Origin of the sequence: Propionibacterium ruminifibrarum (assembly GCF_900289195.1) — a bacterium.
Lineage (GTDB): Bacteria > Actinomycetota > Actinomycetes > Propionibacteriales > Propionibacteriaceae > Propionibacterium > Propionibacterium ruminifibrarum.
Genome location: NZ_OMOH01000004.1, coordinates 268,555 through 283,355, shown reverse-complemented (window position 1 = coordinate 283,355; position 14,801 = coordinate 268,555). Strand labels below are relative to the sequence as shown.

At 73.4% G+C, this 14,801-nt stretch carries 10 protein-coding genes; 9 read left to right on the top strand and 1 reads right to left on the bottom strand.

Going from position 1 to position 14,801, the window contains the following annotated elements:
- Positions 1-77 precede the first annotated feature (77 nt).
- From PROPJV5_RS06555 to lysS, 9 genes are all read left to right on the top strand, one after another.
- Entirely contained in the window at positions 78-431 is a 354-nt protein-coding gene (locus PROPJV5_RS06555; RefSeq protein ID WP_119715530.1) for a cupin domain-containing protein, read from the top strand.
- Positions 428-1,390, top strand: coding sequence for a class I SAM-dependent methyltransferase (locus PROPJV5_RS06550; protein ID WP_239018415.1), 963 nt, complete (start codon positions 428-430; stop codon positions 1,388-1,390). The genes PROPJV5_RS06555 and PROPJV5_RS06550 overlap by 4 nt, the downstream gene beginning before the upstream one ends.
- 569 nt (positions 1,391-1,959) lie before the next feature.
- Positions 1,960-4,356 carry a glycosyltransferase gene (locus PROPJV5_RS12890; RefSeq protein WP_239018414.1) on the top strand — a complete coding sequence of 799 codons (2,397 nt, stop codon included), beginning with the start codon at positions 1,960-1,962 and terminating at the stop codon, positions 4,354-4,356.
- Positions 4,356-5,486 carry a glycosyltransferase family 4 protein gene (locus tag PROPJV5_RS06540; RefSeq protein WP_119715529.1) on the top strand — a complete coding sequence of 377 codons (1,131 nt, stop codon included), beginning with the start codon at positions 4,356-4,358 and terminating at the stop codon, positions 5,484-5,486. Before PROPJV5_RS12890 ends, PROPJV5_RS06540 begins: the two co-directional genes overlap by 1 nt.
- Entirely contained in the window at positions 5,479-7,281 is a 1,803-nt protein-coding gene (locus tag PROPJV5_RS06535) for an ABC transporter ATP-binding protein (RefSeq protein ID WP_182858604.1), read from the top strand. The genes PROPJV5_RS06540 and PROPJV5_RS06535 overlap by 8 nt, the downstream gene beginning before the upstream one ends.
- Positions 7,282-7,283: 2 nt before the next feature.
- Positions 7,284-8,408 carry an aminoglycoside phosphotransferase family protein gene (locus PROPJV5_RS06530; RefSeq protein ID WP_147385374.1) on the top strand — a complete coding sequence of 375 codons (1,125 nt, stop codon included), beginning with the start codon at positions 7,284-7,286 and terminating at the stop codon, positions 8,406-8,408.
- The gene (locus tag PROPJV5_RS06525; RefSeq protein ID WP_119715527.1) at positions 8,405-9,406 is read left to right on the top strand and encodes a phosphotransferase; all 1,002 of its coding nucleotides are present in this window, start codon (positions 8,405-8,407) and stop codon (positions 9,404-9,406) included. Before PROPJV5_RS06530 ends, PROPJV5_RS06525 begins: the two co-directional genes overlap by 4 nt.
- Positions 9,407-9,456: 50 nt before the next feature.
- Positions 9,457-10,917 carry a UDP-glucose dehydrogenase family protein gene (locus tag PROPJV5_RS06520; protein ID WP_119715526.1) on the top strand — a complete coding sequence of 487 codons (1,461 nt, stop codon included), beginning with the start codon at positions 9,457-9,459 and terminating at the stop codon, positions 10,915-10,917.
- A gap of 138 nt (positions 10,918-11,055) precedes the next feature.
- Positions 11,056-12,522, top strand: a complete 1,467-nt coding sequence (lysS, locus tag PROPJV5_RS06515; protein ID WP_119715525.1) for a lysine--tRNA ligase — start codon at positions 11,056-11,058, stop codon at positions 12,520-12,522.
- 198 nt (positions 12,523-12,720) lie between these two features.
- Here the strand turns inward: lysS and nhaA are convergent, their stop codons facing one another.
- Positions 12,721-14,589 carry a Na+/H+ antiporter NhaA gene (gene nhaA, locus PROPJV5_RS06510; RefSeq protein ID WP_119715524.1) on the bottom strand — a complete coding sequence of 623 codons (1,869 nt, stop codon included), beginning with the start codon at positions 14,587-14,589 and terminating at the stop codon, positions 12,721-12,723.
- Between the last annotated feature and the right edge of the window lie 212 nt (positions 14,590-14,801).

The following is a 14,801-nucleotide window of genomic DNA, read 5'->3' as shown; positions in this document are numbered from 1 at the left end:
GGATTACCTTAGTTCACGGAGGACTGTGCGGCCGCGGGATCCGCTCCGGCGCACCCCGAGTACGAAGGAGATCGACCATGAGCGATGACCAGACCACGTACACCGAGAACGTCGTCAGCACCGGCGTGGCTGACGAGCTCCCCATCGTCCCCGAGAGCACCACATCGCGCATCCTGGTGAAGAACGACCTGCTCCAGGTCACCCAGTTCACCTTCGGCGCCGGTCAGATGCTCAGTGAGCACGCCGCCCCGAAGGGCGTGGTCGTCCAGCTCCTCGAGGGCGAGATGACGTTCACGCTGAGCGGCGAGCCCCACCTGCTGCACGCCGGTGACTGCCTCTACATGGCGCCCGACGTGCTGCACTCCCTCAAGGCCGAGACCGATTGCCGCATGACGCTCGTCCTCGTCGATGTCGCCGCGGCGGGCCGGTGAACGGGCAGCGTGCCGGGGCTGTCGACGTCGAGGCCGAGCCGGAGCAGGGCCAGTGCCTGTGCAGCCAGGTCGACCCCGGTGCCATGGCAGAGGCCGGCCGCCTCGCCCGCCAAGGGGCGCCCGGAGCCGGGCCGGCCGGTGAGGCGGCAGATGCCGGCGAGGCGGGACGTGACGCCGGCCCGGCCCAGGACGCGCGGCTGCAGGGCCACTGGCTGCTCGCCTCACTCGGCAAGCGAGTACTGCGCCCCGGAGGTCGGGGGCTCACCAGGCGGCTGCTCGACCGGGCGCACCCGAGCAGCCACGACCGCATCGTCGAGTTCGGCCCCGGCGTGGGGCTGACCGCCGGGATGCTCCTGGCGGTCGACCCGGTCTCGTACACGGGCGTCGACCCCAACCCCGAGGGGCGCGCCCAGCTCGACGCCGTCCTCGACGGCAACCCCCGCGCCCGGGTCGTCACCGCCGACGCGGCCGAGACCACGCTGCCCGACGCCAGCGCCGATCTCATCGTCGGCGAGGCCATGCTCACGATGTGTCCACCGGCGCAGCGCCGCACGATCCTGGCCGAGGCATGGCGCGTGCTCGACACAGGGGGTCGCTACGCCGTGCACGAACTCGCCCTCACCGACCAGGCCGACGACCCCGACGAGAACGCCCGCGGCCCGGTCGGCCGTGACCTCTCCGCGCGGATCAAGGTCGGGGCCCGCCCGCTCAAGATCGCGGCATGGCGGGCGCTCTTCGAGGGGGCCGGCTTCGAGGTCGTCTGGGTCGGGTGCGCCCCGATGCGCCTCCTCGACCCGGGCCGCATCATCGCCGATGAGGGGATCATCGGCTCGGTCAGGTTCCTCAACAACCTGCGCAGGCGCCCCGAGGCCAGACGCCGGGTGCACGCCATGCGCGAGGGCTTCAAGGCGCACAAGGACGATCTGACGGCGGTCGGCATCGTCCTGCGCAAGCCCTGAACGACTCATGGGCGCGGGGCCCGGCACCCCGAAGAGCTGGGGTGGAGAACGCCGGGGGGATCGGGCCGGCCGGGGGCGGTGCTGTCGGCGACGGGTTCGGGAAGAAGAAATCCGGGCTTCCCATTCCGCTTGCTTTGAATTAGGGTAGCCTTGGCGAATCGCTTGAGGAAGGATGCGGGTCACCGGTGTGGGCGAGCACCGGTGACCCGCATCCGTGTTCCGGGGCCCGCGTCTTCGCGGCCCGCTGGTTGCCGGGTCTTGCTTCGGGTCGGTCGGGCGGCCTCGCCGGGGCCGTGCCGCGAGCCGATCAGAGCCCAGAGGGGCCGCATTTGGGGAGTTGCGGCTACCATGGGAGGAACCAAGGCAGCAGCCCGCAGCGAGATCGGGCATCATGTGGCACCCAAGCCGGCTGTCCCCGTGCCGGGCCGCGCCGAGGAACGCGGCCCCTGGCCCAGCAGTGACCCAAGCCATGAACAACGCGCACTCCACCCGGCGCAGTCCCGTGGCCCCGCCGCAGGGAAGAATCCCACTGCCGAGGTGTCGGTTGCCGGACCTGATCGGAACCTCCCGTGGACGACACCACCATTCGAGTACTCCTGTACAGCCATGACTCACAGGGGCTGGGCCACGTGCGCCGCAACCTGGCGCTCGCCCACCACCTGGCCCGCACCATCCCCGAGCGGACCGGCCGTCCGGTCTCGGGACTGCTCGTTTCGGGGCTGCCGATGGGCGACGACGTCCTGCTCCCCCAAGGATTCGACTGGCTGACGATCCCGGGGGTGGCCAAGGGCAGCAACGGCTACGAGCCCCGCAACCTGGCCGGCCCCACGAGCCGGCTCATCGACCTGCGCTCGGTCCTCATCGAGTCGGCGATGCTGTCCTTCGCCCCCGACCTGGTCGTCATCGACCGCCACATCTACGGGGTCTGGCGGGAACTGCGCCGACCACTGCGCCGGCTGCGCGCCCGCCGCCCCTGCGCACGCGTGGTCCTCGGGCTGCGCGAGGTGCTCGACGAGCCGGCCGCCGCCGCGGCCGAGTGGCGCGCCCTGGGCGACCTCTCGGAGCTGCGCCGCCTCGTCGACGAGGTGTGGGTCTACGGCGACCAGGACGTCCACGACCCCATCGCCAGCGGAGAGGTGCCCCTGGCCCTCGCCGACAAGGTCCGGTTCACCGGGTACCTGGCGAACGGTCGGCGCGAACTCGACGGGGCGGGCGAGCCGCGCCGGGCCCCGTTCATCCTCACCACCGCCGGGGGCGGTTCGGACGGGCACGACCTGCTGCGGGCGGCGGCGGCGATGGACGTGCCGGACGGGTACGAGCACGTCATCGTCACCGGGCCGCAGCTCGCCGACGCCACGGCCGTCCAGGCGCTGGCCGGTCCGCGCACCCACGTCCACCGCTCCTGGCCCGGCCTGAGCAACCAGATCGCCGACGCCGACGCCGTCATCGCCATGGGCGGCTACAACACGACGTGCGAGATCCTCGCCACCGACACGCCCGCGCTCATCGTGCCCCGCGAGGAGCCACGACGCGAACAGCTCATCCGCGCCCGGTCGCTGGCCGACGTGGGCGCCCTCGACGTCATGCGGGCCGAGCAGATGAGCCCGGCGGCCCTGGGCTCCTGGGCGGCCGGGGCGGTCGGCCGTCATGTCAGCCGCTCCGCCCTCGCCCTGGACGGGCTGACGACGGCCGCCCGCTACGCGGCCGAACTCCTCGCCGACGCGGCGGCCCTCGAGGCGTCCCCGGCCCGGCCCCGGATCGGCTACGTGCTCAAGGTCTACCCCCGCTTCTCCGAGACCTTCGTCGTCACCGAGATGCTCGCCCGGGAGGCCCTCGGCGACGACCTGAGCATCTACGCGCTGCGCCCGACGACCGACCAGCGCTTCCACCCCGAGATCGCCCGGGTCGGGGCGCGGGTGACCTGGGTGCCGCGCCCCCTCAAGGCCACGGACATGTGGGAGCAGCTGGCCGGGGCGGTCAGCCACCCGCGGCTGCGCGAGAACCTCGCCGGCCTGCTGCCCGAACTCGCCGAACTGCCCGGCGACGAGGTCGCTCAGGGCGTGGCGCTCGCCCGGTCCGTGCTCGAGGACGGCATCACCCACCTGCACGCCCACTTCGCGTCCCTGGCCGGCCGCATGACCTGGCTGGCCTCGCGCCTGACGGGCGTGCCCTACACGGTCACCACGCACGCCAAGGACATCTTCCACGACTCGGTCGACCTGTTCTGGCTGCGCCGCATCTGCGGGGACGCCGAACGCGTCGTGGCCATCAGCGAGTTCAACGAGGCCTACCTCCGGCAGGTCCTGGACGGCACCGGAGCACGGGTCAGCCTGCAGTACAACGCCCTGGAACTGGCGCGCTTCCCCTACCACGACCCGCCGCGGGTCAGCGCACCGCTGCGGGTGGCGGCCCTGGGCCGGCTCGTGCCCAAGAAGGGTTTCGCCGACCTCATCGACGCCGTCGCCCAGGCCCGCTCGGCCGGGCTCGACGTCACCGCGTCCATCGCCGGCGACGGGGAGCTGGCCGGCGAGCTGGCCGCCCGGATCCGCCGACGCGGTCTCACCGGCCACGTGCGGCTGCTCGGACCACTCACCCAGGAGGAGGTCAAGCGGCTGCTGTCCGGCGCGCACGTCTTCGCCGCCCCGTGCATCCAGGCCGCCGACGGCAACATCGACGGCCTGCCCACGGTGGTGCTGGAGGCCATGGCCAGCGGCACGCCCGTCATTGCGACCTCCGTCTCGGGCCTGCCCGAGGTCGTCCGGGACCAGGACACCGGCATCCTGCTCGACCCCGGCGACGTCGACGCGCTGGCCGCGGCCCTGACGCGCGTGGCCGCCGGCGGCTACGACCTGACCGGCATGGCCCGCAACGCCAGGGCCCTCATCGAGGAGAAGTTCGACAGCCGCAAACAGGCGGCCGCCCTGTCCACCTGGGAAGCGGGTGAGGCGGGAGGAGGTGAGCGCTGATGCGCATCGCCTACGTCACCGTCGACCCCGGCATCCCCGTGTTCGGCACCAAGGGCGCCTCCGTGCACGTGCAGGAGGTGGTGCGCGAGCTGCTGGCGCGCGGCCACGAGGTGCGGGTCTACACGACGCGCCGCGGCCACGAGGTGCCCGACGACCTCGCCGGCCTGCCCGTGACCGAGCTGCCGGTGGCCGCCCAGGACCCGGCCGGGCGGGAACGCGCCCAGCAGGAGGCCGTGGCCGAGATCACCCGCCGTCTCCTGTCCGAGGGCGCCGACATGGTCTACGAACGCTACTCGCTGTTCTCCACCGTGCTCGCCGGACTGCACGAGAGCGCCGGGGTCCCCGGCGTCCTCGAGGTCAACGCCCCCCTCATCGACGAGCAGCGCACCTACCGCGGCCTGGTCGACGAGGCCGGTGCCCTGGCGGCGCTGCGCGCCCAGGTGGAGGCCGCCGCGGCGACGATCTGCGTCTCGGACCCGGTACGCCGGTGGGTCGTCGAACGCACCGGCGCCACCCGAGCCGCCACGGTGCCCAACGGCGTCAGCGTGCGCCGCATCGTGCCCAGGCCCCCGTCCCCGGGCGTTCCCGTGGTGGCCTTCGTCGGCACCCTCAAGCCCTGGCACGGGGTGGAGGACCTGCTCAAGGCCGCGTCCCTGGCCGGCGAGCCCTGGCGGCTGCGGATCATCGGCGACGGGCCGCGGCGTGCCGAACTGGAACGCCTGGCCGCCCGGCTCGGCCTGCGGGCCGACTTCCGCGGGGCCGTCGCCCCCCAGGACATGCCCTCCCACCTGGCCGGTGCGGCCATCGGCGCCGCCCCCTACCCGAGGACCGGTGCCGAGGACGACCAGTACTTCTCACCGCTCAAGGTCTACGAGTACCTCGCGGCGGGCCTGCCCGTGGTGGCCTCCCGGGTCGGGCAGCTGCCCGAGATCCTCGACGGGCTGGGCGTTCTCGTCCCCCCGTCAGACCCGGCGGCCCTCGCCCGGGCCATCGACGCCCTCGCCGCCGACCCCGACCGCCGGGACGAGCTCGGCCGCGCCGGGCGGCGCCGCGCCGAGGAGCGTCACTCCTGGGCGGGCGTCGTCGACCGGATCATGCGGCTCGCCGGAATGGAGGACGACCATGGCTGAACGGATCAGGAAACAGGCCCTGGTGCGCACCCTGCGCCTGCTGGCCCCCGACGCGCGCGCCCACACGAGACTCCTGGCGGGCGGCGTGTGCGCCCTGCTGGCCGAGGTGATCTTCCGGGTGCTGGAGCCGTGGCCCATGAAGTACGTCGTCGACTCCGTCTCGGCGGCGCTCGGCGCCGACAGCTCGCACCGCCCCGCCACGCTCGGGCTGCTCATGTGGTGGGGTTTCGCGCAGCTGGCCCTGACCGGGCTGCGGGCCCTGACGAACTACCTGGCCACCGTCGCCTTCGCCCTCGCCGGTTCGCGCGTGGCCACCTCGCTGCGCGCCAGGATCTTCCGGCACGTGCAGGGGCTCTCCCTGCAGTTCCACTCCCGCAACCGCAGCGCCGACACCGTCCAGCGCATCGTCAGCGACGTGGGCCGGATGCAGGACGTGGTGATCACCGCGGGCCTGCCGCTCGTCGCCAACGTCATCACCCTGGTGGTCATGCTCGGGGTCATGGTCGTGCTCGACCCCCTGCTGTCGCTCGTCGTGGTCGGCGCGATCGTCCTGTTCGCCCTCACCTCGGCGGGCAACTCGCAGAAGATCACGGCGGCGGCCCGCAAGACCCGCAAGGGCGAGGGGCACCTGGCGAACACCGCCCAGGAGTCGCTCGCCGCCATCCAGGTGGTGCAGGCCTACGGCCTGGAGGAACTCATCTCCGACCGGTTCGGCTCGGCCAACCAGACGTCCCTGCGCTCGGGCGTGGCCTCCCGGCGCCTGTCCGCCCGGCTCGAACGCACCACGGACGTCATCATCGGCCTCGCCACCGCCATCGTCATGGTCAGCGGGGCGCTGCGGGCCCTCGACGGCGCCATGAGCCTGGGCGACCTCGTGCTCTTCACCAGCTACCTGCGCACGACGATGAAACCCCTGCGCGACATGGCGAAGTACACGGGCCGGATCGCCCAGGCCACGGCCTCCGGGGAACGCGTGGCCGACCTCATGGCGGTGCAACCCGACATCGTCAACCCGCCCAGCCCGTTGCGGATCGGGCGGGCTCGCGGCATGGTGCGCTTCGAGAACGTGCACGCCGCCTACGAGGACACCGAGGTGCTCCACGGGCTGAGCCTGAGCGCCGCGCCCGGCGAGGTCGTGGCACTCATCGGACCCTCCGGGGCCGGCAAGTCCACCCTCGTGTCCCTGCTGGTGCGCGCCCAGGACCCGACGTACGGCGAGGTCACCCTGGACGGCAACCGGCTGCGCGACCTCGACCTGAAGGAACTGCGGGCGAACATCTCGCTGCTGCACCAGGAGGCCGTCCTGTTCGCCGGCACGGTGCGGGAGAACATCCGGCTGGGCCGTCAGGGGGCCAGCGACGCCGAGGTCGAGCAGGCGGCCCGCGCCGCCTACGCCCACGACTTCATCATGGAGCTGCCCGACGGGTACGACACGACCGTCGGCGAGCGGGGCGGCACCCTGTCCGGCGGCCAGCGCCAGCGCGTGGCCATCGCCCGCGCCCTGCTGCGCGACGCCCCGGTCGTGATCCTCGACGAGGCGACCACCGGGCTGGACCCAGCCTCGGCGCGCCTGGTGCTGGACGCGATCAGTCACCTCGTGGTGGGCCGCACCACCCTGGCCGTCACCCATGACGCCGAGGTCGCGCTGCGCGCCACCCGCGTCGTCTGGGTGCAGGACGGGAACATCATGCTCGACGGCCAGCCGCAGGACCTGATGGAGACCAGCCGGATCTTCCGCGGCTGGGTCGAGGCCAGCGGCCACCACAGCGGCGAGATCAGGATCGGGGGGCGGTGACGGTGGACGGCACCCGAACCCTGGACGTCGTGGATGCCGTGCTGGACGCCTCCAGGCTCAGCGGACTGCTCGGCTGCGACGTGCGGGCCGATCACCTGCGGATCAAACCCGACACCTCGGTGACCGTCTCCCTCGCCGACCCCGGCACGGGCCGGTCCCGCGGCTGGGCACGCATCCTGTGGCCCGGCGGCCTGTCGAAGGCCGACAAGACCAGCATGAGCGCCGCCCGGCGCGGCCTGCTCGTGGGCTGGCGCACCCTGCCCGGCGGGCTGGTGCTCCAGCACGGCGAGATCCTCGCCGACCCCAGGCTCCGCCGCCCGCTGAGGCAGGCCGGCGGCAGAGGGCTCGTCGGCGGCCGTCCCGAGGAGACGGCGCTGCGCTACAACCCGCTGAGACGCCTGGTGCTGCGCCGCGACGACCTGGTGGTGCGGGTCCTAGCCGAGGCCGACCCGCTGGGCCGCGACGTGCACGACTTCGTGTCCGCCCATGTGGCCGTCCCCGAACGGGTCGACGACGGCGCGGACCCGCACCTGGCCGTGCTGCGCTACACCGGTGACAGCGACCTGGGGCGCCGGCCCGACCCGCGGGGCAGCCGGACCGCCGGCGCCCTCATCGCGGCCCTCCACCGCAGCACCGACCAGCTGCCCGGCCCGCTGCGCGAACCACTGTCCCGCCGCGTCGTCGACCCGTGGCGGCAGGCCGAGGCCCATGCCGGCGTCCTCGACGCCCTGGACCGGCCGCTGGCGCAGCGGATGCGCGCCCTCGCCGCCCGCGCCCTGGCCGGGCTGCCGGGCCCGGTGGTGCTCGTACACGGCGATTTCTCGCCCGACCAGGTGCTCACCAGCGGTGACGGCGGGGTCTGGCTGACCGACTTCGACCGGGCCCACCTGGCGCCCGCCGCAGCCGACCTGGGTTCTTGGCTCATGACGGCCGACGAGCCCGGCGTCCAGGCGTTCCTGGCGGGCTACCGGGACGCCGGCGGACACGTCCCGTCAGGCCCGCAGCAGCGCACAGCGCTCGCCGGGGCCCTGCTCCTGCGGGCCGTCGAACCCCTGCGCGAGGCACGGCCCGGCTGGGCGCGGCTCGTCGGCGAGCGGCTGGACCGGCTCGAGGAGGTGCTCCGATGACGAGCGCGGCACTGACGACACTGCGGGCGACCGACGGGATCATCCGGGCATGGCCGGCGCGGCAGGGCGCCATCACCTTCGAGCAGCGCGACCCGGACGGCCTGCTGCGCGCCGGACGCATCGACGTCTGGGGCGAGAGCGAGCTGACCGGCTACGCCACCGACCCCAGCCTGCCCGAACTGTCCGCCCCGACCCGCGGCCGGCTCGTCGTGCACCGGTTCGGCCGCCGCGCCGTCGTCATGTGCCCCGACCGGGCCGTCAAACTGCTGCGCCCCGGCCGCGCAGCCCGCGTGGCCGCCGTCTCCAGCCGGATCGCCGGCCTGTGCGCCGGCACCGGGCTGCGGGCCGCGCGGGTGCTGGACGCCACCGAGGCGCGCGTCGAGTTCACCCTGCTGCCGGGACGCTCACTGCACGAACTGGGCGACGACGGCCTGGACGGCTGGGCCCGCCTGGCCGGCGCCTGGCCGCTCATCGCCCGCCACGTGGACCAGGCCCGCGCCGAGCACTCTCCCGCCGACGAGGCCGCGGTACTCGACCGCTGGTACACCGCCGCCGCCGAGCACGGCGCCGTGGGCCCGCTCGGGCCGCTGCGCCGCGCGGTCGAACGGGCCTGCGCCGACCTGGCGGCCGGTACCGACCCGCCGGCGCTGCTGCACCGCGACCTGCACGACGGCCAGCTGCTGTGGGACGGCGCCGCGCTCGGCGTCCTCGACCTGGACACCGCGGCCCGGGGCGAGGCCGCCCTGGACGTGGGGAACCTGCTGGCCCACGCCGAACTGAGCCGCCTGGCGGGCTCGCTCAGCGCCGACGGCCACCGGCGGGTGACCGGGCACCTGGCCGACCTGGCCCGCGGCCTGGGGGCGAGCCCGGCCCACGTCGACCGCTACTGGAGGGCCGCCCGCCTGCGGCTGGCCTTCGTCCACTCCTTCCGGCCCGCCGCGGACCGCTGGCTCGAACAGTGGGTCGAGGCCTGCCTGGCGGGTCCGCGGCCGCCGTGATCGCCCCGGCGGCACCAGAACCGACCGACACCACGGAAAGGAACCCCACCATGCGAATCTCCGTTCTTGGCTGCGGTTATCTCGGAGCCGTGCACGCCGCCGCCCTGGCGTCCCTCGGTCATGATGTCCTGGGCGTGGACGTCGACGCCGCACGCGTCAACGCCCTCGCCGACGGCAGGCCCCCCTTCTTCGAACCCGGCCTGGGCGAACTGCTCCAGCGGGCCGTGCGCAGCGGCCGGCTGCGGTTCACGACCACGCCGGCCGACGACGGGCTGGCCGACGCGGAACTGCACTTCATCACCGTCGGCACCCCGCAGTCCGACGACGGCTCGGCAGACCTGAGCGCCGTCGAGTCGGCCCTCGACACGATCCTCGCGGCCGTGCCCGTCGGCGCCCGGCCCGTCGTCGCCGGCAAGTCGACGGTGCCGGTGGGTACCGCGAAACGTCTCGCCGAGCGCCTCGCCGCGAGCGGGGCCACCCTGGTGTGGAACCCCGAATTCCTGCGCGAGGGCCGCGCCGTCGAGGACACCCTGCACCCGGACCGCATCGTCTACGGGCTGCCCGACGACCCCGCGCAGGCCCGGCGCGGCCGCGAGGCGCTGGACGCCGCCTACGCCCCGCTGCTGGCCGAGGGCATCCCCCGGATCGCCACGAACTACCCGACCGCCGAGCTGGTCAAGATGGCGGCCAACTCCTTCCTCGCCACGAAGATCAGCTTCATCAACGCCATGGCCGAGCTGTGCGAGGCGACCGGCGGCGACGTCGTGGCCCTGGCCGACGTGCTCGGCTACGACGACCGCATCGGCCGGAAGTTCCTGCGCGCCGGCGTCGGGTTCGGCGGCGGCTGCCTGCCGAAGGACATCCGCGCCTTCGTCGCCCGCGCCGAGGAGCTGGGCGTCGGGGACGCCCTCACCTTCCTCAAGCAGGTCGACGCCATCAACCAGCGCCGCCGCGACCGGGTCGTGGCCCTGGCCGAACGCTGGCTGGGCGGTGACGTGGCCGGTGCGCGGGTCACGGTGCTCGGCGCCGCCTTCAAACCCGACAGCGACGACGTGCGCGACTCACCGGCCCTCGATGTCGCCCTGCGCCTGGCCGACCGGGGCGCCCTGGTGCGGGTGTGCGATCCCCGGGCGCTGGATGTCGTCGAGCGCCTCCACCCCGGGCTCGACACCCGCCGCGACCCCCTGGCCGCCCTCGAGGGCGCCGAGGTGGTGCTGCTGCTGACCGAGTGGCAGGAGTTCATCGACTTGGACCCGGCCGAGGCCGCTGGCCAGGTGGCGCGCCCGGTCGTCATCGACGGTCGCAACGCCCTGGACCCCGGGCGCTGGCGTGAGGCCGGCTGGACCCACCTCGGCCTGGGGCGGCCGCCGTCCGGCCCCGGGCTGTCACGGCCCGAGCTGGCCCGGCACCGCGCGACCCCGGCCACCGCCAGGCGGCCCGAACGCCAACTCAGCGGGTCGGTCGGCAGCCGTCGCCGGCTGCTGCGGTGCGGCGGCCCCGGCAGGCGGTGAACCGGACGCGCGCGCGGCCCCGCCATCGGTTGTCACGGTGGCGGGGCCGCGCGCGCCCCACGGTAGTCTGTCCGGGTGAGTTCCCAGCAGCCGACCAGCCCCACGAACCAGGCGTCTGAGCAGGACCTTCCCGAGCAGATGCGCGTCCGCGCCGAGAAGCGTCGGCGCTGCCTCGACGAGGGCAAGCAGCCCTACCCGGTCGACCTGCGACGGACCCACACGCTCGCCCAGGTGCGGGCCGGCTGGCCCGACCTGGAGCCCGGGCAGGAGACCCAGGACGAGGTGACCGTCGGCGGCCGGGTCGTGCTCCTGCGCAACTCGGGGAAGCTGTGCTTCGCCACCGTCCAGGACGGCTTCACACCGGACGCCGACGCCGAACGCCTGCAGATCATGCTCTCGCGCGCCGAGATCGGCGAGGAGGCCCTCGCCTCGTGGAAGTCCGACATCGACCTGGGTGACTTCGTCTGGGTGCGCGGCCGCGTCATCGCGTCCAAACGCGGCGAGCTGTCGGTGCTGGCCTCGCAGTGGCGGCTCGCCTCCAAGGCCCTGCGCCCGCTGCCGACCCTCCACAAGGAGCTGTCCGAGGAGTCGCGCGTACGCCAGCGCCACAACGACCTCATCGTCCGCGAGCAGGCCCGCACCATGCTGCGTACCCGCGCGCACATCACCCGCGCCATCCGCGCCGAACTCGAGGAGCAGGGCTACCTCGAGGTCGAGGGCCCGGTCCTGCAGACCCTGCACGGCGGCGCCGCAGCCCGCCCGTTCGCCACTCACCTGAACGCCTTCGACATCGACATGTACCTGCGCATCGCGCTCGAGCTGCACCTCAAGCGCGTCATGGTCGGCGGCGCCGACCGGGTCTACGAGATCGGGCGGGTCTTCCGCAACGAGGGCGTCGACTCCTCGCACAGCCCCGAGTTCACGATGCTCGAGGCCTACCAGAGCTGGGGCGACCAGTTCACGATCGCCGACACCCTCAAGGCCGTCATCATGCGGGTCGCCGACGCCCTCGGCACCCACCGGATCGAGACCGAGCGCGGCGTCATCGACCTCGACGGCGAATGGGCGTGGCTGCCCGTCCACGAGGGCCTGTCCAACCGGCTCGGCCAGGAGATCACCCCCGAGACCCCCCTCGATGAGCTGCGCCGGATCGCCGAGGCCCATCAGGTGGGCTTCAGCGCGGACTGGGGGGCTCAGAAGATGGTCGTCGAACTCTTCGGCGAGCTCGTCGAGAAGGACCTGCTGCAGCCGACCTTCGTCTGCGACTATCCCGAGATCGCCCAGCCGCTGGCACGCCGCCACCGCTCCAAGCCCGGTTGCATCGAGGCCTGGGACCTCATCATCGGCGGCATGGAGCGCGGCACCGGCTTCAGTGAACTCGTCGACCCTGTCGTCCAGCGCGAGATCCTCACGGCCCAGTCGCTCGCCGCGGCCGCCGGCGACCCCGAGGCCATGCAGCTCGACGAGGACTTCCTCGCCGCGCTCGAACAGGGCTGCCCGCCCATGGGCGGGCTCGGCCTGGGCGTCGACCGGCTCATCATGCTGTTCACCGGCACCGGGATCCGCGAGACGATCCTGTTCCCGCTGCTGCGCCCCCAGGGCTGACCCTCCGCCCGGCCGCCAATGGCCGGGCGGTGTCGTGGCGGCCTTGGGTGAGAGCCCTCCATTCGACCCGGGTGCGTCCCGGTGCGGGTCCTTCCCTGCCAAGGGCACACCCTGCGCGAACTGGCGCCGTGGCCGTGCAGCACTGTCGGCCCGCTGGAAGTGCGCTCCTCGACCCTACCGGCGCCGTGCCCGACCTGCTCAGGCCTCGTCGGCCTCGTCGGGGGCCGGATCGGGGCCCGAGTCCGCTGCGGCCTGCTGCAACCGGGTGATCTCCTCGGAGAACGTCCAGCGGTTGAGCAGCTGGTCGAATCGGCGCCCGTCGATGTAGACGACCGGGCTGGCGTCCTCGGTCAGCCCCTCGACCTCGGCGGAGTCGGCGAGCACCTTGGCCTCGTCCGCCCGGGAGTCGATGCGCCGCCACAGGGCCTCGACGTCGATGCCGACCTCGCGGGCGACCCGGGTGATGGACCGTGGGCTGATACGACCACGCAGCACGGCGATGGCGTCGTGGAAGGGCCACAGGTTCGGCTCCTTGTTCGCCCCGGCCGCCTCGAGCGCGAGCGCCGCGAGCAGGCTCTCCGGCCCCGACAGCTTGTGACGCAGGATCAGCAGCACCTCACCGGAATCGATGAGTGGCTGGAGGCCGTAGAGGGCCTCGGCGAGACGCCAGCGGTCCTCGTGACTCATGTCGGCGTAGTTGATGAGCACGTGCGGGGCGTCGAGACTGCCGAAGGTCAGCTCCTGGTCGGGCGAGGGCGGCCGGCACAGGGTCTCCCCGCGCGGAGCCGGAAGCGGCCAGATGCGGCTGGTGACCCGGAAGATGACGGCGGCGAGGACGAACGCCGCCAGGGACGCCACGAGGACGCCGAGGCGAGCCTGGTCGCGCAGGGTCTCGTCCTCCAGCGCGATGTTCACCACGAGCAGCGAGATGGTGAACCCCATGCCGGACAGGGCACCCAGCCCCAGGATCCGGGGCACGTCCAGGCCCGGCATGCGCGAGGCCGGCACGAACCGCAGCACGAGGCCCGCACCGAGGACGACGCCGATGAGCTTGCCGATCACCAGCCCGCCGATGATGTCGGCGCTCAGTTCGACGCCCGCGTTGGCCAGGGCGAACAGGGGCACCACCACGTAGTTGACGTACGGGGGCAGCACGAACGCCAGTCGCTGGTTGAGCGGCATGGAGTGGTTCAGCGACTCCCGCAGCATCCTGGCGGTGCCGGGCGCCGGCGCCTGCCGGTACAGCGCGGTGAACTCGCCGGCGGCATCGACGTCCTCGCTGCGCACGTTGTACACGGGCATGAGCAGGGCGATGAGCACCCCGGCCAGGGTGGCGTGCACGCCCGACCGGTAGACCGCGTACCAGATGACGACGCCGAGCACGAGATAGGGCGGCACCCGCCACACGCCCCGGCGGGCCATCAGCCACACCAGGAGCAGGCCGGCCGCCGCGGCCCCGAGGGCGACGAGGTTGAGCGAGCCGGAGTAGAAGATCGCGATGACCGCCAGCGCGCCGATGTCGTCGATGACGGCGAAGGCGAGCAGGAACAGCCGCAGCCGCGGCGCCCGCTTGGGGCCGATGAGGGCGAGCATGCCCAGGGCGAAGGCCGTGTCGGTGGAGATCACCGAGCCCCACGCGTGGGCGCCGCCCGAGTCGCCGATGATGAGCAGGTAGACGAGCGCCGGGACCACCAGCCCGCCGATCGCGGCGGCGGCCGGCAGCAGCGCTCGTCCGGGCAGGCGCAGCTCGCCCAGGGTTAGGTCGCGGCGCACGTCGAGGCCCACCATGAAGAAGAAGACCGCCATGAGGCCCTCGTCCACCCACTCGTGCAGGGTGAGGTCGACGCCGAACGGGCCGGCGGCGAGCGTCGTCGGGGTCTGCCAGAACACGTGATAGCTGTCCCCGATGTTCGCCCAGATCAGGGCGGCGAGAGTGCCCAGGGCGAGCGCCGCCGCGGCGTAGGTCTCGTTGGTCTGGAAGGCGAGGAGCCGCCCCCTGCGCCGAATGTATGTGTCCACGGTGTCGCGGAGGCCCGGGGTCGGGGCCGGGAGAAGGGTATTGCTCATTCGGTCTCCGTGTCTGAAGTGAATCCGATGATCCGATGCCGGGCGCAGGGGCGATCGTCTCGTGCGCCGCGGCCCGAGGTGCGCCCGGACCCGGCGTCGGCTGGGAATGTCCGGAAAACCCTGGTTATTTTATGAGCGCGGCCCAACCAGAACCGGGCGGCCGTCCGCGCCCGGCCGCCAGTGCGCCATGCCGCCCGCGCGTATGAGATCCT